The sequence below is a fragment of the Chitinibacter fontanus genome (genome assembly GCF_013423785.1).
Classification (GTDB): domain Bacteria; phylum Pseudomonadota; class Gammaproteobacteria; order Burkholderiales; family Chitinibacteraceae; genus Chitinibacter; species Chitinibacter fontanus.
This window is the reverse complement of the sequence record NZ_CP058952.1, coordinates 251,107-275,018: the sequence shown is the minus strand read 5'-3', so window position 1 is coordinate 275,018 and position 23,912 is coordinate 251,107. Positions and strand designations below refer to the sequence as shown.

The following is a 23,912-nucleotide window of genomic DNA, read 5'->3' as shown; positions in this document are numbered from 1 at the left end:
GTGGTGAATCGACCCTAGTTTCGTCGCCGGTTTTGTCTGCTTTGGCGGAGCTGCGCAAGCATTAGTCCTGAATATTAAAGGCCGCAACCAATTGGTTAGCGGCTTCTCGTTTTTCACCCGTCGGCATTGACACTTTGGCCATAGCCGCCGTTCATGTGTTCTCTCAACCACATTGGATATCTTACGCTTGCGTCAGTTTGAGGGTGAGCTGACAATTAATCTTTTGTACGTTTGGTGAATAGGATCAATCCAACGTCATCGAGTGGTAAATACCTAGGACATAGGTAGAGGTAGGCTTCTTTAAATTTTAAGGCAAGAGCGGAGATATTAAATTATGCAATTTCGCTTGATCCCCGCACTTCTTGTTTTTCTAGGTTCTTATTTTCCTCTTGCCCTGATACTTGCACTACAAGATGTTAGCCCTCAAACATGGGCGGCTGGCCTATGCTCCAATTTGCAAGCATGTATAGCCCCAAGATTCGATCACCCCTGGCTGGCTGTTTTCGGAGTTATTATTACTGGGTTATGCTTGCTGCTAACATTTAAGGTCGTTTCGACTCTTCGGTATAAATATCCCATTAAGATTTTAGAGTCGAAGCCAATTCCTAGTGAGCTAATAAGCTATAGCTTTCCTTATATCGTTTCTTTCATGGGGGTAGATTATGCTTCTCTCGGAAAAATCGCTGGGTTAGTAGCGTTTCTCGCTTGGCTTTTTTTGATTACTTATAAGGCAGGACAGATAGTCATGAATCCAATTCTTCTGGTCTTCGGTTGGAATCTCTACGAAGCGAGAATTGTTATTAACAATCATGAGCGTACTTCAAAATTCCTAAGTAAGAAGATATTGCCCCCCGGCAAGTACCTATGCCAGGAGGTTCAAGGAAGCTATATTACAAACGGGGAACCTTGCAATGACTGACTTTACTGCCTGGAGAGGCTTTAATTATGATGCGGCGACTGTTCAGCTATGGGTATTTAAAAAAAGTACGGCCGAATCTAAGTTTCGTGCTTGGCATGTTAGAACGGATGAAGCAATCGAACAGCTTTTTCGTGATACTGTCAAAAGAGAGGTCGTCATAACCACTGAACAAATAGCCTACAGCCCAATATCGCAGAATAACGAGAGCAGTTGCCTTACTCATGCACTAGAAGAAAGTGAAGGGCTGATTGCGCTCTTAAATAGAGTTGATATTCCTGAGGCTGAGAATGTAGATGCCGAACTTAAGCATCTTAAGGGGGCAGCCGGGTATTTAGTTAAGTTTCAATGGCAGGAGCAGATCGTGTATGCAGTGCGCAGAACTGCACCTACATGGCGACCGAAGGTAAGAAGTAGTTTAATTAATGCGATATTTCAAAATGGTGAGCTATCTGCAACTCCAAATGAGACTTTTTCGTTTGACTCTTTTTTTGATTTCTATTGTCTAAATGAAACTGTTTTTGTAAAAGCCAAACGTGCCTATGAAAGCACAGTATCTGAGAAAAAAATTTATCAAAGAAGCTTCGAAGATCTTACGGTAGACCTTAACTTTACATCTATTTTTGCAGATGTGCAGCCTCTAAAGGATTACGTTGGGAGTAATTCAATGCAACTCCGCCGCATAACCGTAATCCAACAAAAAGCACTCTACTTGCGCCCAGGATTTTCGCAAAAAGTACGGGAGGTAAATGGCGTACGGGGCTATGGTTTGAATTTTGATGCGGGAGGAAAAATCATTGCTTGTCAGGATACAGCTAAAACAATAATGCAAATCCTTTTGGATCACCGTCTACTCAGTGAAATTACTGAAACAATTTACGACGTACCTGACGTAGAGGCTGTTTGAAAATTTAACCTGCGTGTAATTGAAAAACAACTAATGGCAGTTTTAAAATTTTCAGAAAAAATACATGCAATACCGACCAAGTAAAAGTCATCGATAAGCAGCATAGGGGGAGCACAATGCTACGGCAGACCATCCAAGCACATGCGAAAGAGTTTCAAATTCCTTACTTGCTGCACTTCACGCGCACGACAAACTTACCTTCAATCATATCTCATGGGCTGTACCCGATTGCGCGTGTTTCAGAGATAGGCGCATCCCCTGCTATTAATGACCTATACAGATTTGACGGCCATAACAACAGTACGTCAGTTTCAATTGGGTTTCCTAATTGCCAGATGTTTTATAAATACCGCAAGGTCGATGCTGCGGTTGATTGGGCAATTTTGGTTCTAAATCCTTCGATTATTTGGGCAAAACCCTGTGCATTTTGTCGCCACAATGCTGCTGATGTTCGTATTAGCACTCAACCTCTGGCCAACTTGATGACCCCCCAAGCATTTACCCAAATGTATAGCGAGATTGAGGGGCTCCCCACTAGGGAGGAACAAAAACTGAAAGCGTACGATCCAACCGACGTACAGGCAGAGTTACTGGTTTTTGATGTAATCGAGCCGCAGTACATTGCTGGGGTGATTTTCGAAAAGGCAGCAGTCCGAGATACCTATCTTCAGCTTCTGAGCAAGTGCAAAACCTACATACACGCGAACAATAAAGGGATGTTCGCAAATCGGAAATACGCGAGGACATGGGGCAATTAAGCCTCGTTAACAAATTATGGCAGCACGACCTCTATTTATTCCCGCAATCGAAGGGCCGGCTCTCGTCAAGACCAAATACGTCGAGTTCCAATGGTTTCCTGGGATGTCCGTCATGCAGAAACAAAAATCAGTCGATTCGCTTCATGCGGCCGCATGCAATTTGCCAGATGTCCGCAAAGTGCTAGAGGTATCAAGCAAGTCCCGTGAAGACATTGGCATCGCACTCAGCGCATTCAACCTCAGTTTTACTACAGTCAAGCATAAGCGCACATTTAGCGTGGAATGTGCGTATCAAGGTAGTAAGGTCTTTGAGCACGGCGGCCCCTTCGTAGATCTCTTTGGTAAGACATCCCGTGAGGCGAAGAAGGATGAACGCCTGCTATCCTCGGGCAGACTAACCGGTTTCCGATTCTTTGGTACAGACTGGGAGTTAGAGCCATTAACGGCGTTCTATGATTGGCTTTACATCAACGCTTTAAAGAAACAACCTCGAATGACTGAGCAACTTCTGGAATATTCAGCTTTCACTGATATCGAGTTCAACCCTGAGCGTTCCATCAACTGCCAAGCCTATTCCATTGCGTTGTATATTTCTTTACATAAGCGTCATCTATTAGAGGAAGCAACATCCTCCAAGGAAGCATTCTTGCGAACTGTGGGCAAAGCCACGATAAGCAATGCTCGGCAAGACGAAACCGTGCAAGGCGGCTTACGACTCTGATTCGCTAGCTGAAATACGAAACTTGGCTCATAGTTTTTGAATGTCGCTTTCGAGTTGCATTTCAGCCACTCAAATACAAAAAAACGAGTATGGCTACTCCATTATGGAGTAGCCATGTTTGCATTTATGCTTTCAAAAAGAATGCTGATCTCGGCCTGCTAACTTTGCTGCAATCACACAAACCGGCACGACGCTCAGTGTTGCTGCATCAATTAATCGACTGACTTGATGGCTGTGATGAAAGCCTTGAATGCACCACGTTGCAAAGTGCTCGCAGTTATTCAGGATCACGCTGTACCACTCTTCGCCGAGGCGTGATTTGGCAAGCTCCACGGTTTCATCACGGCTGAATGTGCGAAATGGGTAGGTTTGAGTGGTGTAGCCATTGCCTTGGCAGAAAGTCTCAAGATCGACGATTTCAATCACGCCTTTTTCGTTTTTGCCAAGCGATGATCCCGAGTAATGAATGACCTTATTACGGCCAATATAAATCCCGTGATGAGAGTAGCCGATACGGGCTGAAATTAGGTGGTCGTCTTTTTGCATCGTGCTCTCCTTAATAAGTTGCACGCATAATAAAGCCTCGGTCATAACGTTGGTCTGGCATGTGTGCTTATGCTGGCGGAATCTTACCTTTTCTTTCCTGTTTCAGCCCCGCTTAATCCAGCGGAGCAGTAAGTTCTCGCCCACATTTTCATGGCTTTGCTGGCTTGGGTTACTGTATGGCCTTGATCTACCTCCGGGCTGGCCGTCTCAGCTTTAAATTTCGAGGGAAATGTCTTCGAACCTTGCTCATGAAGCACGTCGTTCATGGGGGGGAAATTACCATCGAAGTTGGGATCCGAAATCATCGAGCGACAACACATGCGTTTTAATAGGAGAGATTAGAACAAATTCACATTAAAACAGGATATTCCAAGTCGGTAACTCTTCAGTTAGCCTGATAAATCATCAATGAAGTAGGACGGAAGACTTTATAAATAGTAATTCATAAAGTCTAAAAATAAGGACGAGAGGGGAAGAGTAGTGTGTAGCACTCCTTACGTTGCTCACGTGTGAAAAATATATGGTTACGAACTATTCCTCTGTATGTATGGAATTAGTTAATTTTAAGTAATGACTACTGATGTTGACTAAAGTTTTTTTATTGGGTTATTTTCAAGTTGGACATAAATGCCAATGACTTTTATCTGCGATAAACTATATGGTCATGTAAAATGAAGCGATGCTGAAATTGTTTTTTTAGATTGATAGTGCTTCATTATGTGCTGATGCTGATTGGTTTGAAATAAATACGGTTGGTGTTTTATGTTGCTTTTGTAGATTGATTGATGTATTCGAAATAATTTTTTGTTCTGTCAAAAATTTTTATTTATTATAATTTTTGAAATTTTTGTTGGTACTAACTTGTTGTCGGGTTAAAGCGTGCTTGGTTGGAAAAGGAGTATGGTGTTGCTCAATATAAATATAAATTACTAAATTTGTTGCATTAAAGTAATTGCAGCTCGATAGAATAAATGGCTAAGCCACATAACTCTTTAATACAAGGTGCTGACGGTCATGAGACTTAAATTTAAAGCATTACTCCTGTCAATATTTGTCTTGATTTCTCTTGTGGGAGTCATGGTCGTTGGCCTTTTTAGTATGAAATCAGCTGCAAATGAAGATAACAAAGCACGAATTGAACAATTGTTGCGCAGCACTTACTCTACAATTGTACAGATGGAAAATATGGTTGCCGTTGGTAAATTAACAGAAGATCAGGCCAAGCAGATTGCAGCACAAATATTGAGGGAGAATAAGTACCACAATTCGGAATATGTTTACGTTGTGGATGACAAATTAAATTTCGTCGCGACCCCCCTTGATCCTCAACTGGTAGGTACCAGTTTCAATGATTTCAAGGATGCTCAGGGCAAGAGCGTTGGTGGCATTGCTGTTGATGCATTGCAAAAGTCTGGCGGAGCTTTGACTGAATACTGGTGGAACTCTCAACGTGATGGCAAGGTGGTTGATTTGTTGTCAGTGGCTGTGCAGACTCCACGTTGGCATTGGATCGTCGGTAATGGTGTTAGCTTTGCCGAAGCAGATGCCCGTTTTTGGAAGGGCGTCCGTTGGCAAGTATTTATCTGTCTACTAATCGCTGGAATGGTGGCAGTGATCCTGCTGTCTTCCGTGCGTAAATTGTTGCTACAGCTGGGGGGCGAACCAGATTATGCTGCTGATGTAGCAATGGCTATTTCACAGGGTGACCTCGGGCGCAGCATCCAGGGGGTTGTACCACAAGGTAGTCTGTTAGGTGCTGTAAGTAGCATGCAGAGTAGCCTGCGTGACATGATCCAAGGTATTAAGAGCGGCGCCGAAGAGCTGGGACATGCAGCCAGCAGTCTGAGTAGTCAGATGTCTGCCATCAGTCATGCTTCGCAATTATCGTCAGATGCAACGCAATCGAGTGCAGCCGCGATAGAGGAAATGTCAGTCAGTATTGACCATATTTCGCAAAGTGCGCGTGAAACTGAACAGAATTCCTCTAGATCAACGCAGTTAGCCAACGAAGGCGAAAAGCTAGTCAGCAACGCAGCTAGTGAAATACAACAGGTTGAACAACAAATCTCAGCAGCATCAACTCTGATCTCAGGTTTAGTTGAGCGCTCTCGCGAAATCGACAGTATCGCCAGTGTAATCAAGGATATCGCAGATCAAACCAACTTGTTGGCGTTGAATGCAGCCATTGAGGCTGCACGCGCCGGTGAGCAGGGGCGCGGATTCGCCGTTGTTGCGGATGAAGTTCGTAAACTGGCGGAGCGAACCACTCAGGCAACAGGGCAGATTACCAACATGATTCAAGGGGTGCAGAATGATACATTATCTGTGGTCACTAGCATGGACGAGGCCAAGCCGCAAGTGGCCCATTGCGTGGAAATGGCAGGTCAAGCTGCCAATATGCTACGTGAAATTAGTTGTGGTGCAGCAGAAACGCTAGTCAAGATTCGTGAAGTTGCTAATTCGACTTCAGAACAAAGCAATGCAAGTAGCAGCCTAGCTGTAAATGTCGAGCAAATTACACAAATGGTAGAAGATTCGGCTACATCAGTACTTGCCGCTGGCCAGAATGTCCATTCACTTGAACAATTGTCAAGCAAATTACATACGGCAATCGCAAGGTTTAAGTTATGACTTTACTAAATTAAAGTTGGGAAATTCAAAGAAATATAATTCCATAATTTTATTAAAGCAATGCAATTGTTTTTATGTATTTTAATTTCACACAAGTTACGTTGCTAGTACGTTTGAGGTTGGCAAAGAGTTGACTGATATTTTTTAGTGGGGATGCTCGAAGATAATAAGGTGCAGTCATGAGAAAACGATTTTGCTCTCCCTTTCGATGCGCCATTGCTTTGGTATTTGTATCGCTTTGTTTAATTTTGTTTTTTAATGCCATCGTTGATTTTTTTATCTGTTTGCCTAGGGGGCAGGAGTTAGAGGTAAGCAAGTTTGCGGAATTTCTTTTGCTTGGCTTGATATTGTTGTTTTTTTTGTTATCCATAATGATGATTCGGCTTGGATATTCAATAAATGAAATTAAATCAAAAGAAATAATGAATAATTATGCTAATCAACTTGCCTTCGAATTGATAAATAACTCACCAGATGCTATTTTTACCAAAGACAAAAGTGGAAGGTATACATTAGTAAATAAAGAGGTTGAATATCTTACCGGAAAGTCCGCTTGTCAAATACTTGGACATAAAGACATATCTTTGTTTCCCATGGAGCAAGCTTTAAATTTGATGGAGAATGATTGCAAGGTCATTGATGGCAATACTATTCTTCATGTTGAAGAGCAAGTTTCTACGACCGATGGTAATTTGCTGTTTTTAGTAACCAAAGGTCCACTCCATGATTCAGATGGAAAAGTAAATGGAATATTTGGTATTGCTCGCGATGTAACAGACCATGTAAACGAAAGAGAAAGACTTGTTGAAACGTTAAATGATCTAAAAACATCACAAGAGATTTCTGGCCTTGGAAATTATGTTCTCGACATTGAAAATGAAACATGGTGGTGCACAGAAATAATAGACACTCTTTTCGGAATTGATATAAATTATCCGCATACAACTAAGAGTTGGTTTGACTTGGTTGATCTACGTGATAGAGAGAAAATATCCGCGTATTTTTCAGAACACGTAGTAAATCAAAAACAGAACTTTAATTGTGAATACAGAATCATTCGGCATAATGACAATATGCTTAGGTGGGTTCACGGGACTGGGCGGCTAGAATTTGGGGATTCTGGTCAGCCGACTAAAATGCGAGGCACGATTCAAGATATTACCATTCGAGTCGCTGCAGAAGAGATCCTTCGTGAAAGTGAAGAACGATTTCGTGCATTGGTTGAGCAGACTATGGTTGGCATTTACATTATTCAGGATGATGTGTTTCGCTATGTTAACCACGCCTTTGCTGATATGTTCGGATTTGTGTCGGCTTCAGAATTGATTGCGGATAACAATCCGTTAAACATGGTTTGTGAAATTGATCGTCCACTGGTCCGTGATCAACTTCAACGGCGCTTAGCCGGAGAAATCAAACATGCTCATTATGCTTTTACTGCTTTACGCAAAAATGGTGACTCTATATTAGTAGAAGTATTTGGTCAGGCGTTTATTTACCAGGGACGGCCTGCGGTGCTGGGGTTAGCTTTGGATGTAACATCTAACAAAAAAGCGGAAGACGAGCTCCGTATTGCAGCCATTGCATTCGAAGCTCAGGATGGCATTATCGTCATGGATGACAATGTCGTTATACAGCGCGTCAATAAAGCATTTACACGTATCACGGGCTACAGCGAACAGGACGCCCTTGGCAAAACTCTGCAACAGCTTCAGTCTGGACTGCAAGATGGCACATTTTATGGTGACCTATGGAGCACCCTAACCCAAAATAATTATTGGTATGGTGAACTATGTAATAAACGCAAAGACGGTAGTTTTTATATAGAGCGCTTGGCCATTTCTGCGGTGAAGGATGCCAATGATACGATCACCCACTATATCGGATCTCTGTCTGATGTAACCAAGGAACGAGAGGCTGAAAATCATGCCCAGCACCTTGCCAATTTTGATCCATTGACTGACTTACCCAACCGTCGTTTACTGTGTGATCGCCTTGAACAAGCGCTTTCTTGTAGTGCGCGCTGCCAGACCTATTGTGGACTGCTATTTATTGACCTCGATAATTTCAAGCATATTAATGACACGATTGGACACCGGGCAGGAGATGAGCTGCTGAAGCAAGCCAGTGTTCGTATGAGGCACATGGTTCGTGACGTAGATACGGTAGCGCGCTTTGGTGGTGATGAGTTTGTGGTTGTCCTTGAGGAATTAGGTTCAGACCTTACCACTGCGGCATTACGTGCAGGGCAAATTGGTGAGTCGCTGCGTACCAATCTTGCTACTCAATATTTCATTGATGGGCATGCACTTTATTGTACGGCTAGTGTCGGAATTACCTTATTTATAGGTGGTGATATCTCAATCGAGAGTATCTTGATGCATGCGGATTTGGCTATGTATCATGCCAAAGAAGATGGTAGGAATGCTCTGCGCTTCTTTGAAGTTGCTATGCAGACTGAACTGACATTGCGGACTATATTGGAAACCGAGCTACGTATTGGCATCGAAAAGTGCGAATTTGTTTTATTTTATCAGCCCCAGTTCAACCGAGAAAACCAACTTATTGGTGCCGAAGCGCTGGTCCGCTGGCAGCATCCAACAAGGGGGTTATTGGCTCCCGCTGACTTTATCAAAGTAGCTGAAGAAACCGGGTTAATTGTGCCTCTGGGTCAATGGATATTGAAGAGTGCGTGTAAACAGCTTGCACTGTGGCAAGAAGGTTTGGAAAGCAATCATCTTGTCTTGGCGGTCAATGTAAGTGCTCGGCAATTTGCACAGAAAGATTTTGTCGAAACTACTCTCAAAGCTCTAGAACTAGTCAAGGCCCCGCCAGAGAAACTGAAACTTGAGATAACTGAAAGCATCGTATTAGATGATATCTCAGATGCGTTTATGAAGATGGGCTCTTTGAAAAATGCAGGTATAACCTTTTCGCTCGACGATTTTGGCACAGGTAGTTCTTCTCTGTCCTATCTGACTAGGCTTCCCTTGGATCAGCTCAAAATTGATAAATCATTTGTTGATGGGCTGCCAGAAAGAAAACAGGATGCATTGGTGGCTCAAACTATTATTAACATGGCCAAGGGTTTGGACCTTCACGTTGTTGCTGAAGGCGTTGAAAACACCGAGCAATTGACTTTTTTGATTCATCACGGATGTGATGCTTTTCAAGGGTACCATCTTGGACGGCCCATGCCGATTGCATTATTTACTACTGTCTTGTCAGTGTATTAGGGTCAAGGTCATGCATGAAGATTAAACCCTCATTCTACGTTCTCCATGCTAGTGCTTTTATGTACGTATATGTTGTCTAGGTTAACTGAGGCTCGGAGTAATTCAATGTGGAGTAAGGAGGCGTTTCGAGCAGTTCGTTGGTCTATTGCATTAATAACCTTCATTCTCGTCGTGCTGCAATGTGCACTTCATGTCAATTTGCTACTAAAAAACCGAGAGCTTACAGAGAAAAGCACGGTCCGTGATATGCACAACTTAGCCAAAGCAGTTGCAGAGCAAGCAGATGGAACTTTTGGGTCAGCAGAGAACTTGTTGTTCGGTGCCGAGAAAATTGTTCGTGAACTCGGGCATCAGCCTGAAATAGCTGATGCTACAAAGTTAAAAACTGAACTAAAGGGAATGCAGAGTCTTCATGGAATTTTCCTTTCTACTTTCGTTGTAAACCGAGATGGCTTGCTTTTGTCTGTTTCAGACCGAGATGTGAAGCCAATTAATGTGGCAGATCGCAACTATTTCATAACGCACCATGATCGGACTACTTCCGTCACATTGATTGAGAACCCTTTTGTCTCTCGAGCCAGTGGAATATGGTCTACCACGATGACCCGAGGTGTCTATGATTCGAAGCACCAATTTCTTGGAGTTGTAGGTGTTGCTTTACGAGTACCATATTTCGTTAACTTTTATTCAAAACTTGATCTTGGCTTAGATAGTTCTGTCGTTCTTATACGAGCAGATGGTCAAATATTGGCTCGTTATCCCTTTATTGAGTCTGCAATGACGACGCGACTTGATGAGGCCTCTAAAGAACTTGCAAAGTCGGGAAACAACATTGGATCGTTTAAGGCGAAAAGCCCATTTGACGGCATTGATAGACGCGTTGTGGTAAAGAGGCTGAATAATTATCCCGTGGCCGCAGTAATTTCTGTTTCACAAAAGCGAATATTAGAGGGGTGGTATGAGACTTTGGCCTTGCATGTTGTCTTGCTGTGTGTGGGCTCATTATGTTCTTTGGGAGCCGGGGCATTGCTTTGGTTCCAACTGATAGCAATTGAGCAGAGAACAGCGGAGTCTTTGTTTGATGAACTTACTGGTCTTCCCAATCGCCGTGCTTTTGAGCATCATCTGATTCAAGAGGCTAGACGAGCTCTTCGATCAGGTCGGACATTGTGTTTACTTATGATTGACGTCGATAACTTCAAACGTTACAACGATGTCAAGGGACACGGCGCTGGTGATCAATGTCTTCGGATTGTAGCCTCTGCTCTTGCAGAACGAATTAATCGCCCCGGAGATATGGTTACTCGGTGGGGAGGAGAAGAGTTTTGTTGCATCTTACCTGAGTCCGATGAGGCTGGCGCTTTGTCAATGGCAAATTCAATGCTGAATGCTGTTCGGCAACAGAACATTGCCCATCCGGACTCAGCCTATGTCACTATCAGTGTTGGTTGCGCGTTGGCTACCTTGGAAGAACTTTCATCAATTGCTGGCTTAAAGGAACGTGCAGATGCCGCACTTTATGAAGCCAAACGGTTGGGGCGTGATCGATGTGTCGTTTCAACCAAGACCAAATGCATGGAAAATATATAACAAGAGATGCCAGATGCTGCTCCGCTACCCATTGCCCAGCGTGGGTCCCAGATGGCGGCGAACCCGCTTGCTAAGGGCACTTCCAGTGGTGTGCAACCCAGAAAAATCGCCATATAGATTACCATCACCCAGCCCCTGCATTGAGGGGGAGCTGCCATGCAGTGGGTTACTCGTGAAAGTCCAAAGATTGATCGCATCGCTTGCCCTTGGCTCATCGCGCGCTTTATTGACCATGACGCTGAATTTTTATATGTGCCTTCGGGTTATGTTTTACGAGTAGCCGCTGAAACTGGAGCGATTCCATATGACGTGCCGCATGTAGAACTCACTCATGTGGGCGAGCTATGCAGTTTTGATGCTTTTCTTAGCAAGTATCAACTGGATCAACCTGCCTTGCAGCAATTGGCCGTCATTGTGCGCGGGGCAGATACCTCACGTCTCGATTTGGCTCCGCAAGCGGCTGGTTTGTATGCACTGTCGTTGGGGTTGTCGCAAACCTTTAGCGATGACCATGAAATGCTCAAGCATGGCATGGTGATGTATGACGCGCTGTATGCATGGTGCCAACACTGCCAAAACGAAACACATAACTGGCCGCCCAATATGTAATTGAGCTCAATGATAGAGTTGGTGGTCGAAGACCTGCATTAGATGGTATAACGAAAAGCGAATTAAGGTTTCAGTCGGTGCAGTTAGTCCGATTGAATATCGAAAAAGGCTTGGGTTAATTACATAAAACCAGTCCAAGATTTTATCCGTATCCGCACTGGTCAATTTTTGGTCGGCGCGAGAACTTATTTGATATTCAGGGATTAAATTAGAGATTTTCCTAAAAGGTAGCCCACATGAGGGCATTGTTATTTTTGTGTGCAACTGGAAAATAGAAAAAAAATTTTATCTATAATGGGGGGCGATTGATGAATCAACTAGATGCGCTTATTAAACTGCTATGCAGCATGGAGCCTGTCAAGGCAAAAAAAACACACTCAGAAAAATTGGCCAGTAAAACGGCAATTAGGATTATTTTGATTTCTGCCGTCTTACTATTTGTACTGCTTGTTTTAGCTGGTGTGCATGAGTATATTGGGCCATTACCCAATTGGGCTATGCTATTCGCACAATGTTTAGTGATTGCATGTATGCTTTTGCCAATGGTTGCTATTTGTATTGAACTATTTTTTAGTATGCGCTTCCTGTTAAACTTCAAATCATGGGTATTTGATTTTTTTAATCTTGAAATCATGCATGATAAAAAACAGATTGCACTCCTTCAAAAGTATGACAAAGTAGTGCTGGAAGAGGCTCAACAATGGCTACAGCTAAAAATAACAAGAATTAACAATAAGATTGGTTTCTTGATGGGTAACTCGGAGAAGGTGGCTCTATTCGCTTTGATCGGTACAGCTTGGGCCGTTTGGGAGGCTCTAACAAAGGATAATAAACTAATGGTTCAGTCTCTTTCAATCGGCCATTTCCCCCAGAATATTGTGGTATTCATTTTGGCTTTTCTAACCGGACTCGCTGTGGGTGCAGTCCTGATGAATGCCATGCGGCAAAAGTATATATATTTTCTTGAGCTGGTTACTCTGGCTTTAGCAAAAAAAAAATAACAATTACCCCCATGCCAATCGCATGGGGGTAATGAGAAAATAATTAATTACTACCTAATTCATAGGATTTACTCGAAACGACTTCATCATCTTTATATTCGATTTCTTCGTTTAGTTTTCCTTCTCGGGTATAGATTTTTACCAGGCCATTAAGTTTGTTATCTACATAAGGTGATTCTTTCGTTAGGCGAACCTCTTTGCCTTCATTGTCAAGAGAGGTATACTCATTAACAACTGTTTTTTTGCCATCTTGATAATGAGTCTCATCGTACATTGGCAAACCTGGACGATAGTTTGAGCTAAATCCTGTTTGTAACCCACTATTCCATTTTAACTCTGTTACTAGCTTACTACCAATAAACTTTTTCTCATAGCCACTAGGCTTTCCATCAACCCAATTCAATTCTGTTAATAACGTCTTCCCATCATCGCTCCATCCTTGTTGCAACCCCTTCTTAGTACCATTTTCAAAGTTAATTTTCAAAATTAATGCATTATTTTTAGAGTTGAAAAATTCTTGAACTCCATCCATCTTGTTGTCTTTCCAGTTTAATTTGTCAATAACATTTCCTGTGGCAGTATCTGTATGAACTTGAGCTCCATTTTTAATTGGAGGTTCCTGATTGGCAACTAAAGTTTCAATTGAATTACGAACCTCTTTAGCATAAACCTCAACCTGAGGTTCGCCCTTATCTTTAAGTATTGAAACAATGTAGCTAAAATTCAGTTTACGGGCACTTCCATTATAAATAAAAGAGTAGTCTGCATTGCAGGTGCCTGTTTCAATTTCGTCATTTTTACTCGTTGTTTTGACGTTCTCAATTTTAAAATCAGTGCCAAATGCAGGTAGTGCTTCTCTATAGTAAATTGATTTGTTAAGTTCTTGCCCAATAATACTCAACGCTTGCTCTTTAACTGTCGAGTTATTGCAATCTATTTTGGAAGAGCAACCGGTAAGCAAAATCAATGTTGAAACAAAAAATAAGTTTATTTTTTTGCTAGAGATAATTGATGTTGTATTAACGAGACTAAGTTGAGATTTGATCATAATTTATCCATTTGAAAATCAGAGGGTAAGCTGTAAAGGAATGATCTCCATGAGGGTACTCATGCGTTTACTTGAGACTGTATTGCGCTGTTGCAGAATGGATCACAACAATTTGCAGTTCAGATCAACATAAAGTCAGCATTAATAGACTCAATATGTTGATTACAACACATTTGAACCTTATCAGCTCGGCCGTGTGAGTGCAACTTTATCTGTTCAAATCAACAGATAAGGTGGGTAGTTCGATGGCAGAGATGATGGCTGTTCGTCTGGGAGATAAACTTGCACGACGAAGATTGCACCTTCAATTAACACAAGCACAAATTGCTGAACGTTTAGATGTAAATACGGAAACCATTTCGCGCTTTGAACGAGGCGCGACATTACCGTCTTTGCAAACACTGGATCGATTGGCTAATGCTCTTAATACAGATTTGGCGAGCTTGGTAGGAGGAATTACAACGCAGCCACATGAGTTAGCCAATGAGTTGGCTACCGAATTAGAGGCGCTGAATGAGTCCGATCGAGTATGGTTGTTGACTGTAATACGAGAAATGATTGCTCGCATGAGTCGATGAAAAATTTGTTGATACCTTGATCGTCGCTGTGAGTCGTCTAGTGTTTCGTTGGCGGTTCGTTGTAGTTGCTAAGGCCGAACTGCAGAAATGCGCTTAAAGCCAAGTAGTGCCCGCTTGCATTATTGGAGTAGTCATTCATGCCGAAAAGGAAAAAATATACCAACAACTCAAGCTACCCGATCAAGGTGTAGCCTGAATCGTTTTTATCAATCTTTAATTTCGTAGCTCATGACGCAATGTAAGCCACTTGGCGAGAATCAAGCCACTTGGAATGACAATGAGTGTCGTTGCATCAATCAGTCTGCTGGTTTGCTGACTATCGTGAATACCTTGAATGCACCACGTTACAAAGTGCTCGCAGTTATTCAATAGTACGTTGTACCAGTCTTCTCCCAATCTAGATTTTGCGCGTTCGATTGACTGTTCCCGGCTGAATGCGCGAAATGGGTAAGTTTGAATGGTGTAGCCATTGCCTTGGCAGAAAGTCTCAAGATCGACGATTTCAATCACGCCTTTTTCGTTTTTGCCAAGCGATGATCCCGAGTAATGAATGACCTTATTACGGCCAATATAAATCCCGTGATGAGAGTAGCCGATACGGGCTGAAATTAGGTGGTCGCCTTTTTCCATAATCTTGCTCCAAATAAAAATAGCAATAAAAAAGCCCCAGATCGCTCTGGGGCTTGGGTGGCTTATGTTCGTGTTACTTCGTTTGTTCTGGTATGGCCTTCGGTCTGGGATAAGGCTCACGAATACACGGCGGTTGCTTGGATCGGCAGTACCCTTTGATTAACTTCGAGCACAACAAGCCTGCGCCAAAGACTAAAGCAAAGGCGATCAAGGTGTCAGTGGTTGAGTTTTGATTCATGATTGCTTTCTCCTGCTGTGGATGTGCCGAGGCGTGGGGTTAAAGTGGTTGAACGAATTGTTGGATTGGTTTTGTTAGCAGATTTGCTGGTGCTGACTTGGGCGGGTAAAGCTTCATCGCCGATTTCTGATTCGGGATAGAACTCTTCCAATACCAGCGGCATGTCATCGGCACTCTCTTCAAACTGGCCATTACCGAGTAAAGCTTTGGCGGTCTGTTCAAGTAGCGTGATATTGATACCCGCTTCGGCATATTGCTGTGCTGCTTGATGGGCTGTAGTGACCGCGCTGACCAAGGTGTCGTCATCGCGCAAAGTCAGATCAACATAAAACACCGGCGCTCGATAAGATTGCGTGGTGCTTTTGGCGCGTAGCTTCAGTTGCAAGGGCAAGAAACGCGCAAGAGCATTCGATACGGCGGCAAAGTATTGCAAACGTGCTGCCAGTGTTCGCACCGAGTTGTAACCGGTAGTGCGAAACATAAACGAACCTAGCTCGTCGTTCTGACCTTCCACTTGCACATTCAATCGGCCATACAATTTGCAGCCTTTCTCCTGTGCGTACTGGCAACGCTCGGGCGTTGGGCAATCGACATCCTCAATGCCTTCCCCTGAAACCCGTTTGGCACATTCACCATTACCGACACATAAAGGCCGTCCGGTTTGCCGATCAAATGCACTGAACTCGGCACGCAGATTCAGATCACTGTCGTTAAACAGTAATTTGACTGGGATTGAGCGGATTTTGTTATTCGGGCTGGTTTCAGCCAATTGAGCATGTAATGGGTGAAGTAGCCAACCGTCTTTGCCTTGTACCTGTGTGGTCAACGTAAATGCGTCGTCTTTTTCTGGCACCCACCTGTCTTTCTTTTGCACCAAATGACCAATACTGATCCGCCCAATCACGGGCGGGGTTATCGCTAAGCCTTTAATCATGATTCGGACCTCCTGAAGGGATCAGCTTTTTGGGCTGAATTAAGAAACGGCGCGAGCCTTCCACCGATTTGATATATTGCTGAATGATCTCGGGGTGTTCGGCGCTGAGTTTGTCCAGATCGGGCGTGAGCCGATCTTTGGCTTTTTTCCAAGTAATACGACCGGCAGCGAAGATGGCTGCAGTTGCGCTACCCAACGCGTTTTGCAGTCGTTGGCGGATGAGTGCTTCTTTGGCTTCGACTTCTTCTTTACGCTCACGCAACTCGATTAAGTTGCTAAACAGCGCATTGAATTCCGCTGATTCAGACAGATCGATGGTTTGCCCATCGTCACGGGGAAATAGCCATTGCAAAGCAGCACTGGCATCATCAGAGCCATCGGGGTCAGGCTGAATATCGGCAGTGACGTATTTCCAGAATTGCGTTTCAAGTTGAATCAAATCCGCAATCTTGGCGTCATCGCGCTCAACCCGATAAATCCGGAAGTCTTGCCCACCAATCAACACCGCTACATCGGCCCAAGCAAAACCGGTTACCGCCAGTTGGTGCAATACCTGGCATTGATACGCCAGCGGAATACCGTCTTCCCATTGCGCTGCCATGTGATAACTGGCGGTTTTGATTTCCAGTACACCGGTGCCTTCAGGCTGACCAATCACTTCTCGATCTAAATTGGCCAACATGAAACGATGCTCAGGATGCTGCAAAATCGCATTCACTTTGCGCACTTTGTAACCAGTCCGTTCGGCATAGACTGAAGCTAAAACCGGTTCGAGCACCGTACCCCACAACACCGCCGGTTTGTCGGCGATATCGTCGGTTTGTTTACGGTGCGTTTTCTCGAGCCACAGCGTGAGTGGGCTTTTGTATTGTGAGAAACCAATTGAACTGGCTGCATCTGAAGAACCAATGCCTAGTTCACGATACTGCAGCCATTGCTCACGACTGAGATTGACGGTGGATGCCAAGCGAATGGCTTGGCCATAACGTTCACGCATGATGAAACCTCCAAAAGCAAAAAGCCCCGCTGGCGAACCAGTTGGGGCTTGAATGAAATACAAAAAGAAAGAAACCAATGAAACCAAATAAGAGATTGAATTACTGCAGCAAGGCCATCGCTTGATTGAGTGCTTTGCCTTTCAGCTGTGCGCCTTGGCCAAACCACGCTGAATCAAGGCGGTAATCCTGACTACGTGCACGGCGTTGGTGATCGACATATTCAGTCACGGCATTGAGTAAACCCCAAGCCGTACCGCGACTACCGGCTAGCAATGAGCCCATACCGGCACCACTGTATAAAGCCGTAACTTGTTGCATGGCTCGCGATACAGCGGGGTTGTCCATATCGAGTACTTGCTCGCCCAGCACATCGCCAAAATACTGTGCTGCTTCGGTAGCCGTGAGCGGTCGTTGTGACAGTTGCTTGATATTGGCCATGAATTGATCCCAGCCTGATAGGCCTAGACCCAGTGCTTCTTTTACTGCCTGCGGATCAAACTTGGTTGAGTGTGGCACTTTGACCGCGCCGGTTGAATCACCCACCGCCATCTGCAACGTGTTATTGCAGACCACCCGAACTGAAGTGAATTGCGCCGTAGTACACATCGAGCCATCACAACTGGTCGCCAGTAATAGATACGCCTTCACCCGATCATTGCCGCGCACGAGTGCTTCTTGCCCAGTACGCGCCAGCGCCCACAGTTTTTTACCACCTTTCAGCACGCCAGCCGTTTCCAACTCAAAACCACCAGCCTCAACCAGATCTTTATAAAAGTGCAGCACCTCAGTCGGCTGTACCACCTGATACCGATTTGAAACGACTGACAACGGTGCCAGCGTATCAGAGCGATACAGCACCTTGGCATCGCTATGCGAGCGAATGTGCATGCCGGTGTTCGATACATTGAACAGCACATCGCTCTGATCAATCGACCACTCCATGCCTGCCTCACGCAGCCACACTTCAAGCGGTTGCTGCTCAGTTAAACGATTCCCTAAACCGTGCCACGGCGTGTCACGAACAAAAGCCATAGATTCGACAAGATGAGCCATTTGAATTCTCCAGACGTAAATAAAGCCCAAGTCGAAACTTGGGCGAATGATGAGTTGATGTGAAAACAACAATGTTTCTATTACAGTGATATAGGTCTGAAGAAATCTATATTATTAATTTCTAATATTGAAGAGTTGGGTTTCTCTGACTGTATGTAAAACGGTGAGGGTAGCCAGATCTGCATGATGCAAGCATCAGGCTGAGGGGAGGGCACAGTACATTGTTCAGTAGGACTCATCATTTTATATAAAGGAACGCTAAGATGGGCTCATCGATTTTGCCGCAATATCACGATCAGAGTTTGGCTGATATTTATAAAACAACACATGATTCTGTCCAAGAATGCTTCTTACACTTAACCCTGGAAAAAACTGATGAAGAAGTGCTTATTCTCGCAGAATATTTGAAGCAGCAATGTAATCGGGATTTAAAAATACTTGACGAAAAAATCGAAAAACTTGCAATTGAAAAATTCCGTCAACCTTCTCGCGATGATTTGTTCATTTACATAGAAGTTGTATATCACGCACTTTATCTGGCTGGAAGATATATGGAGAGCGTAGATGTAAATGGCACTTGGTATTATTTGTTACAGGCTCAAAAATGGCTTGGAATCCTTCAGTACATATGTGCGAATGAATGGATAATGCAGCAAAGTCTTAAAAAGATAAGTAGCCAAAAAGCACAAAAAGGTGGGGTGGCGAAGCAAAAAAAATACCAACCGATTAAAGATGAGCTACATCAGCTATTGAAAGATGCGGTTGAAAAAACCGGCGAACCTTGGAAATCCGCTTATGTTGCAGCGGCTAGATTACAAGACCAGGCTATTGAGATCGCAGGTAGGCATGGTATTGAACTTTCTGAAAACTCGGTGCAAACAAGATTGCAGGAATGGTTCAACGCTTTTGATGATCGTGACGCCCTGTTTGCTAGCAAACGCAGGAGTTCTACCACCAACGCAGCCAGATGAGCTGGCACGCGGGCAGAATAATTTTTTTCTTGAGTTTATCTTGTGGTTGTCACTCCGGTGACATCCATTTCAAACTCAAGGAAACTAACAATGTCTGCCACACCGAAACAGATCTGCATTTTACGACGCAAGCAACTTCAGGATCGTCTGGGTATTGCTCGATCAACGCTGTATGCAAAATTAAACCCCAATAGCGCTTCATACGATCCCAGCTTCCCACGACCATTTAAGCTTGGAGCAGGTGCTCGCCTTGTTGGCTGGCTTGAGTCCGATGTTGAGGCATGGATTCTACATTGCGCAAATCCTTCGTTGGTAGCAAATCAAAACCAATTCGTTGGAGGTGCAGTATGAACTATGCAACTTCATTGGCTCAAAATAGCTCTTATGAATGGGACTTGCCCAAACGTACAAGTCAATATGTTGAACAAATTCACAAAAAAACGGGCTCTCCAATCTCACTGATTGTCGCTATGTTGTTGACCGTTTATTCAGAGGCAGGTCAAGGGGTTTATGATCTTCAGATGCCTGATGGGCGTATGACCCCGCTGGGACTTTTTTCCTTGATTATCGCAGACTCAGGTGAAGGTAAAAGCGCAGTACTTGACTTAATTCGGCAAGCTATTGTAGATCTCGAAAGCGAACTTGCGGATCAACACACTACTCGAATGAAGGAGTTCAGTGTAGCCGAAAAAATCTGGAAAATTCACGATGATGCCTTGAAAAAGGAGTTGACCAGAGCTGTTTGCAAAGATCTCCCTATTGAGGAAATTGAAAAACGTATCGAGCTGCATCAAGATGCCTCACCCAAAAAACCACGGCTGATTAAATTTAGTTATAGCAAATTTACGCCAGAGGCATTTTTGTCTGGCTTGAAAATTCACTGGCCAAATGTGTGTATTGATCTTGATGAGGCGGGAGAGTTTTTTAATGGCCGACCAGCTAATGATTTGCCAATTTTCATCCATGCTTGGGATGGTAAAAGTCTCAGTAAAGACACAAGCGTGGAACAAACAACCGTTTTTGTAAAATCTCCTCGGGTTGCAGGTATGTTTGCATTGCAGGAATCTCAGTTGCTGCGCTACTTTGAGCGTCGGCAAGGGGAAGCACGAGGAATTGGTTTTTGGGCTCGTTTTCTTGTATGCAAACCAAAAAGTACACAAGGCTATCGCAATATTGAAGATTTAAATTTTACGTCGCCTGATCTCGATTCATTGTATGCCCGCATGCGTGAGCTTATGCTTAGTAGTATTGACTCAAATGGTGAGCCTGTTACTACTAGAAAAGTCTTATATTTTGATCCTCATGCCGCTAATTATTTAATACAATTAGGGCAGAAAATTGAGTCTTCAATGATGCCAGATGGAGCCCTCTCAAAAGCAAAAGATCATGGTTCAAAAAAAGTTAGAAATATTGCCCGGATCGCTGCTGCTTTGTCGTTATTCGAATCGGATTGGGATGTGATTACTGTGGGCTTCGTTAAATTTGCAGAAAATATCATGGATTATTTTACTGATGAATTTTTAGCTGTATTTGGGGAGCCAGAGAAACAGAGTCAATTACATCAAAATGCTGAGGCTCTTTGGGAATGGCTTGTTGGATTCACTCTTAAGAATAGTAATCGCTATGTCTTGAAGTCTGAAATAATGAAACTTGCCATACCAACTAGGCTGCGTAAAATTGAGGAATTAAATCCAGCGATTGAATATTTAGCAAGTATTAACAGAATAGGTAACTTTTTTTACGAAAACCTTAACTACATAGATACATCTCCTAGAGACAATTATGACACTGCGTCATTAGGTTTGGCTATAAATCGATATCGTTTTGGCCGTAAGAAAAAAACACCATTTAGTGCGTTTTCAACTTTTACTTTGTGATGCGAACATGCGGTCAACGCGGTCTGTTCGCGGTGAACCAGTTGTTTGTAGGGTAAGGTTCGATTTGGTTTTTTTATACCTTACCCTATGCTTTTGCCTTTCATTGTAGTGCCCGATTAATCGGGCATTTTTTTATACTGGTTTTTAATATGGTGACTAAGTTGTTTTGAATTGGAAAATGGATGCTAAGTATGTACATTGCTAATTATATGAATTGTATTGCGTATAATCTATTTGCTCTTGTGAATTTGATGTGCGCAATGTAGTTTGTTCTTCTTTTTGGTCCGGTTATTAGTGTTATATGGTTTTATATTGCTTTACTTGTGGTGGCAATAAAATAATACAGTCTAATATAATTGTCATGATAAAGCATCGGAGCTAATAATGTTGTCTACTGAATACCTGAGTTGTCACCTTAAAGATATTGAGAAATCTGAGAGTGTTGCATTAAATTTACAAATATATCATTTATCTGGGCATGAATTCACTTTGATTGATCGTGGCTGTTTGTCAATTGCAACGTTGGCAAGAATTGAAAAAATGATGAAGCAAATTCAAATGATTAACGAGCCGCCTTTTGAAGAGAGAGTTTCTGTACAAGGTCAAGTTCAACTGAAGACCAATATACTTGGAAAACTGTTTAATACCTTGTCTCGATTGCCTGCAAAACAAGCGCTTAGTCACACACTACCTAAAAAAGCATTCAGCCCTACTGTAGAGCTTTTGCTGACGATGCTAGATGGTCAAGAGTGGCGGTATGTTAGTCCAAGCTATGTGATGTTTGATGGTCGTATGGCTGCGTATCACTTTAATGATTTCATCGAACGCATGCGAATAGCAGTGCGCCAACCCAAATTTCAAAAGAAGGTCGCGTATTGGTGTGGTCTTGCTAGTAAAAATCACCAAGGGGCGGTTAAGTATTTGTGTCGCTTGTTGGATAAATACAAGCGATTGCGCGTAGTACGATTGGATCTAACTTACCAACTAAACTCTCCTGAAAGGCACGATGAGGTGCTCTGTAAAAAGCACTTTAAGCGCTTTACTGAAAATCAGAGAAATAATCAGCTATTTAAAAATGTAGTGGGTTTTATCTGGCGGCTGGAATATGGCAAGGAAATGGGGTTCCATTTCCATTGGATACTACTATTCGATGGCGATCATGTCTGGAAAGAGGAGTGGTATGCAGATCAGATCGGGAATTACTGGAAAGAAACAATCACTGCTGGGCAAGGTGCTTTTCATAATTGCAATCGAGCAGCCAGAATCAATGGGCATCGAAATAGTGCGGGCTATGGTTTAGGGGAGTTGAAGTTAAATGATCGTCAAAAGCTCGATACTGTGTGTAAAAACGTCATTGGCTATTTGACCAAGGTTGATGCGCTCATTCAGTCAAAAGGTGTAAATGGCAAAACATTTGGGCGGGGTGTCATGCTTTGAAGTGTTCAGGCACGTTTGAGTGCATCTTCTTATCTGGGAGGTCAAAGAGTGTCTACAGTGTTCCAGAAAGTGCCAAGACAAGCCACTGCTGCATGGTACATTGAATGGTACACCGAGCTATGTATTAAAAGATAAAGCCCTTAAAAATCAGGGCTTTATCTTCGCGTGTTGGTGGAGGTGGGGGGAGTTGAACCCCCGTCCAGAAGCACTCTACAGTGAGTTCTACATGTTTAGCCTTATCATTTGGGTTTTAACTCTCAATCACGCCGATGGGCAGGCTTGAAGAGAGCGAGTCACCTTAATTTAACCTTGATCCAAGTAACCCGAATCAAAGCGATCCCATCTAAATGACTCTGCTGCCGGTTTTACCCGACCCGCCCGATGGGCCTTGCGGTGCAGAGTCTAGCTTAAGCAGCTAGAGCGTAAGTTTCGTCGTTTGCGACTATTTGTTTTCAGTTGTTTTTACGGGCAGCTGAGACCCCGACATGCCCTCATCCGCTTTGCAACCCCTGTCGAAACCATGGCACCCCCAGTTTTTACAGCTGTCTTCATGCGAAGTGAAGAATGGCGATTATACCTTGCTTACCCCAAATGGCCTAGCAATTCGAGCGGATGATTAATACTCAAATCGGCGCCCCAGCTTTCGGGCTGGTCGGTGTCGCTGATGTAGCCATAGTTGGCCAGCACAGTTTTCATCCCTACGCGGCGGCCCGCCTCGATGTCGCGCTCGGCATCGCCGACATACAGACAATGAATCGGATCAATGCCCAGCTCTGCGGCGGCATGCAGCATGGGCTTGGCATCAGGCTTGGGTATGCCTACAGTATCTCCAGAAACACAAGTCTGTGGGGCGATAGGTAGGGGGAGTAATTGCACCAGCGGGTCGGTGAAGCGCATCGGCTTATTGGTGATAATGCCCCAGCGCATACCGCGCGCGTCGATCTCGCTAATTAGCTCGCTAATGCCGTCAAATAGCGTGGTGCCTTCGCAAATCTTTTCGGCGTAGAGGTCTAAAAAGCGTTCGCGCAGTTCACCAAAGCGCGTGTGGCTTGGCCCAATGCCAAAGCCCAGCTCCAGCAAGCCCCGCGCACCGTGGCTGGTCACCGGACGAATATCGTCCAGCGAACGTGGCGCAATGCCCTCTTCGATCAGTAGCCGATTAAGCGCCGCGCCCATATCGGGTGCGGTGTCGGCCAAGGTGCCATCGAGGTCAAACAACACGGCTTTGATCAT

At 43.8% G+C, this 23,912-nt stretch carries 21 protein-coding genes, 1 other RNA gene and 1 pseudogene; 15 read left to right on the top strand and 8 right to left on the bottom strand.

All coding sequences use genetic code 11. The features are described from left to right. Positions 1-334: 334 nt before the first annotated feature. The 4 genes from HZU75_RS17250 (at position 335) to HZU75_RS01275 (ending at position 3,302) form a co-directional block, all read left to right on the top strand. On the top strand, positions 335-919 hold the full coding sequence (locus HZU75_RS17250) for a KwaA family protein (protein WP_228028148.1): 585 nt from the start codon (positions 335-337) through the stop codon (positions 917-919). After that, the gene (locus HZU75_RS01285) at positions 912-1,823 is read left to right on the top strand and encodes a Kiwa anti-phage protein KwaB-like domain-containing protein (protein ID WP_180307418.1); all 912 of its coding nucleotides are present in this window, start codon (positions 912-914) and stop codon (positions 1,821-1,823) included. The genes HZU75_RS17250 and HZU75_RS01285 overlap by 8 nt, the downstream gene beginning before the upstream one ends. 116 nt (positions 1,824-1,939) lie before the next feature. After that, positions 1,940-2,581, top strand: a complete 642-nt coding sequence (locus tag HZU75_RS01280; protein WP_180307417.1) for a DarT ssDNA thymidine ADP-ribosyltransferase family protein — start codon at positions 1,940-1,942, stop codon at positions 2,579-2,581. A gap of 16 nt (positions 2,582-2,597) precedes the next feature. Next, a complete protein-coding gene (locus tag HZU75_RS01275; RefSeq protein WP_180307416.1) occupies positions 2,598-3,302 on the top strand; it encodes a DarT1-associated NADAR antitoxin family protein in 705 nt (234 codons plus the stop codon). A gap of 132 nt (positions 3,303-3,434) precedes the next feature. Here the strand turns inward: HZU75_RS01275 and HZU75_RS01270 are convergent, their stop codons facing one another. Continuing rightward, positions 3,435-3,848: a lecithin retinol acyltransferase family protein gene (locus tag HZU75_RS01270; RefSeq protein ID WP_180307415.1), complete on the bottom strand. Its 414-nt coding sequence runs from the start codon at positions 3,846-3,848 to the stop codon at positions 3,435-3,437. A gap of 1,014 nt (positions 3,849-4,862) precedes the next feature. On the opposite strand from HZU75_RS01270, the gene HZU75_RS01265 reads away from it, so the two are divergent. The 6 genes and pseudogenes from HZU75_RS01265 to HZU75_RS01240 all read left to right on the top strand — a co-directional run bounded on the left by HZU75_RS01265 (position 4,863) and on the right by HZU75_RS01240 (position 12,915). After that, positions 4,863-6,479: a methyl-accepting chemotaxis protein gene (locus HZU75_RS01265; protein WP_180307414.1), complete on the top strand. Its 1,617-nt coding sequence runs from the start codon at positions 4,863-4,865 to the stop codon at positions 6,477-6,479. Between the two features lie 179 nt (positions 6,480-6,658). Further along, entirely contained in the window at positions 6,659-9,715 is a 3,057-nt protein-coding gene (locus HZU75_RS01260; protein ID WP_180307413.1) for an EAL domain-containing protein, read from the top strand. Positions 9,716-9,820: 105 nt separating this feature from the next. Beyond that, a complete protein-coding gene (locus tag HZU75_RS01255; protein WP_180307412.1) occupies positions 9,821-11,305 on the top strand; it encodes a GGDEF domain-containing protein in 1,485 nt (494 codons plus the stop codon). A 156-nt stretch (positions 11,306-11,461) separates the two neighbouring features. Beyond that, on the top strand, positions 11,462-11,914 hold the full coding sequence (locus tag HZU75_RS01250; RefSeq protein ID WP_180307411.1) for a chromate resistance protein ChrB domain-containing protein: 453 nt from the start codon (positions 11,462-11,464) through the stop codon (positions 11,912-11,914). A 37-nt stretch (positions 11,915-11,951) separates the two neighbouring features. Further along, a pseudogene (locus tag HZU75_RS01245) lies at positions 11,952-12,041 on the top strand (IS3 family transposase); the annotation flags it as partial. A 181-nt stretch (positions 12,042-12,222) separates the two neighbouring features. Further along, the gene (locus HZU75_RS01240; RefSeq protein ID WP_180307410.1) at positions 12,223-12,915 is read left to right on the top strand and encodes a YuaM family protein; all 693 of its coding nucleotides are present in this window, start codon (positions 12,223-12,225) and stop codon (positions 12,913-12,915) included. Between the two features lie 43 nt (positions 12,916-12,958). Here HZU75_RS01240 and HZU75_RS01235 read toward each other — a convergent pair whose 3' ends face one another. Then, positions 12,959-13,963 carry a toxin-antitoxin system YwqK family antitoxin gene (locus HZU75_RS01235; RefSeq protein ID WP_180307409.1) on the bottom strand — a complete coding sequence of 335 codons (1,005 nt, stop codon included), beginning with the start codon at positions 13,961-13,963 and terminating at the stop codon, positions 12,959-12,961. A gap of 245 nt (positions 13,964-14,208) precedes the next feature. On the opposite strand from HZU75_RS01235, the gene HZU75_RS01230 reads away from it, so the two are divergent. Beyond that, positions 14,209-14,541, top strand: coding sequence for a helix-turn-helix domain-containing protein (locus HZU75_RS01230; RefSeq protein WP_180307408.1), 333 nt, complete (start codon positions 14,209-14,211; stop codon positions 14,539-14,541). Positions 14,542-14,754: 213 nt separating this feature from the next. Here the strand turns inward: HZU75_RS01230 and HZU75_RS01225 are convergent, their stop codons facing one another. The 4 genes from HZU75_RS01225 to HZU75_RS01210 all read right to left on the bottom strand — a co-directional run bounded on the left by HZU75_RS01225 (position 14,755) and on the right by HZU75_RS01210 (position 18,394). Beyond that, positions 14,755-15,171, bottom strand: coding sequence for a lecithin retinol acyltransferase family protein (locus HZU75_RS01225; RefSeq protein WP_180307407.1), 417 nt, complete (start codon positions 15,169-15,171; stop codon positions 14,755-14,757). A gap of 215 nt (positions 15,172-15,386) precedes the next feature. After that, positions 15,387-16,343: a recombination directionality factor gene (locus tag HZU75_RS01220; protein ID WP_180307406.1), complete on the bottom strand. Its 957-nt coding sequence runs from the start codon at positions 16,341-16,343 to the stop codon at positions 15,387-15,389. Continuing rightward, positions 16,336-17,340 carry a YqaJ viral recombinase family nuclease gene (locus HZU75_RS01215; RefSeq protein WP_180307405.1) on the bottom strand — a complete coding sequence of 335 codons (1,005 nt, stop codon included), beginning with the start codon at positions 17,338-17,340 and terminating at the stop codon, positions 16,336-16,338. The genes HZU75_RS01220 and HZU75_RS01215 overlap by 8 nt, the downstream gene beginning before the upstream one ends. Before the next feature lie 100 nt (positions 17,341-17,440). After that, positions 17,441-18,394 carry a DUF932 domain-containing protein gene (locus tag HZU75_RS01210; RefSeq protein ID WP_180307404.1) on the bottom strand — a complete coding sequence of 318 codons (954 nt, stop codon included), beginning with the start codon at positions 18,392-18,394 and terminating at the stop codon, positions 17,441-17,443. Positions 18,395-18,657: 263 nt separating this feature from the next. Here HZU75_RS01210 and HZU75_RS01205 point away from each other — a divergent pair, with 263 nt between their 5' ends. The 4 genes from HZU75_RS01205 (at position 18,658) to HZU75_RS01190 (ending at position 22,679) form a co-directional block, all read left to right on the top strand. Further along, the gene (locus HZU75_RS01205) at positions 18,658-19,365 is read left to right on the top strand and encodes a hypothetical protein (RefSeq protein ID WP_180307403.1); all 708 of its coding nucleotides are present in this window, start codon (positions 18,658-18,660) and stop codon (positions 19,363-19,365) included. Positions 19,366-19,455: 90 nt separating this feature from the next. Then, complete coding sequence (locus HZU75_RS17685) at positions 19,456-19,716, top strand: helix-turn-helix transcriptional regulator (RefSeq protein WP_180307402.1); 261 nt, start codon at positions 19,456-19,458, stop codon at positions 19,714-19,716. Next, positions 19,713-21,242, top strand: a complete 1,530-nt coding sequence (locus HZU75_RS01195; protein ID WP_180307401.1) for a YfjI family protein — start codon at positions 19,713-19,715, stop codon at positions 21,240-21,242. Before HZU75_RS17685 ends, HZU75_RS01195 begins: the two co-directional genes overlap by 4 nt. A 384-nt stretch (positions 21,243-21,626) precedes the next feature. After that, positions 21,627-22,679 carry a YagK/YfjJ domain-containing protein gene (locus HZU75_RS01190; RefSeq protein ID WP_180307400.1) on the top strand — a complete coding sequence of 351 codons (1,053 nt, stop codon included), beginning with the start codon at positions 21,627-21,629 and terminating at the stop codon, positions 22,677-22,679. Between the two features lie 169 nt (positions 22,680-22,848). Here the strand turns inward: HZU75_RS01190 and ssrA are convergent. After that, positions 22,849-23,210: a transfer-messenger RNA gene (gene ssrA / locus HZU75_RS01185) on the bottom strand. A 51-nt stretch (positions 23,211-23,261) separates the two neighbouring features. Further along, positions 23,262-23,912, bottom strand: coding sequence for an HAD family hydrolase (locus HZU75_RS01180; RefSeq protein ID WP_180307399.1), 651 nt, complete (start codon positions 23,910-23,912; stop codon positions 23,262-23,264).

Bases quoted from the DNA above. Each gene is read 5' to 3' on its own strand.
- HZU75_RS01180 (WP_180307399.1), bottom strand. From the start codon at position 23,912: ATGATCAAAGCCGTGTTGTTTGACCTCGATGGCACCTTGGCCGACACC.
- HZU75_RS01270 (WP_180307415.1), bottom strand. From the start codon at position 3,848: ATGCAAAAAGACGACCACCTAATTTCAGCCCGTATCGGCTACTCTCAT.
- HZU75_RS01235 (WP_180307409.1), bottom strand. From the start codon at position 13,963: ATGATCAAATCTCAACTTAGTCTCGTTAATACAACATCAATTATCTCT.
- HZU75_RS01260 (WP_180307413.1), top strand. From the start codon at position 6,659: ATGAGAAAACGATTTTGCTCTCCCTTTCGATGCGCCATTGCTTTGGTA.
- HZU75_RS01210 (WP_180307404.1), bottom strand. From the start codon at position 18,394: ATGGCTCATCTTGTCGAATCTATGGCTTTTGTTCGTGACACGCCGTGG.
- HZU75_RS17685 (WP_180307402.1), top strand. From the start codon at position 19,456: ATGTCTGCCACACCGAAACAGATCTGCATTTTACGACGCAAGCAACTT.
- HZU75_RS01275 (WP_180307416.1), top strand. From the start codon at position 2,598: ATGGCAGCACGACCTCTATTTATTCCCGCAATCGAAGGGCCGGCTCTC.
- HZU75_RS01255 (WP_180307412.1), top strand. From the start codon at position 9,821: ATGTGGAGTAAGGAGGCGTTTCGAGCAGTTCGTTGGTCTATTGCATTA.
- HZU75_RS01225 (WP_180307407.1), bottom strand. From the start codon at position 15,171: ATGGAAAAAGGCGACCACCTAATTTCAGCCCGTATCGGCTACTCTCAT.
- HZU75_RS01280 (WP_180307417.1), top strand. From the start codon at position 1,940: ATGCTACGGCAGACCATCCAAGCACATGCGAAAGAGTTTCAAATTCCT.
- HZU75_RS01250 (WP_180307411.1), top strand. From the start codon at position 11,462: ATGCAGTGGGTTACTCGTGAAAGTCCAAAGATTGATCGCATCGCTTGC.
- HZU75_RS01215 (WP_180307405.1), bottom strand. From the start codon at position 17,340: ATGCGTGAACGTTATGGCCAAGCCATTCGCTTGGCATCCACCGTCAAT.
- HZU75_RS01205 (WP_180307403.1), top strand. From the start codon at position 18,658: ATGGGCTCATCGATTTTGCCGCAATATCACGATCAGAGTTTGGCTGAT.
- HZU75_RS01230 (WP_180307408.1), top strand. From the start codon at position 14,209: ATGGCAGAGATGATGGCTGTTCGTCTGGGAGATAAACTTGCACGACGA.
- HZU75_RS01220 (WP_180307406.1), bottom strand. From the start codon at position 16,343: ATGATTAAAGGCTTAGCGATAACCCCGCCCGTGATTGGGCGGATCAGT.
- HZU75_RS01265 (WP_180307414.1), top strand. From the start codon at position 4,863: ATGAGACTTAAATTTAAAGCATTACTCCTGTCAATATTTGTCTTGATT.
- HZU75_RS01240 (WP_180307410.1), top strand. From the start codon at position 12,223: ATGAATCAACTAGATGCGCTTATTAAACTGCTATGCAGCATGGAGCCT.
- HZU75_RS01285 (WP_180307418.1), top strand. From the start codon at position 912: ATGACTGACTTTACTGCCTGGAGAGGCTTTAATTATGATGCGGCGACT.
- HZU75_RS01190 (WP_180307400.1), top strand. From the start codon at position 21,627: ATGTTGTCTACTGAATACCTGAGTTGTCACCTTAAAGATATTGAGAAA.
- HZU75_RS01195 (WP_180307401.1), top strand. From the start codon at position 19,713: ATGAACTATGCAACTTCATTGGCTCAAAATAGCTCTTATGAATGGGAC.
- HZU75_RS17250 (WP_228028148.1), top strand. From the start codon at position 335: ATGCAATTTCGCTTGATCCCCGCACTTCTTGTTTTTCTAGGTTCTTAT.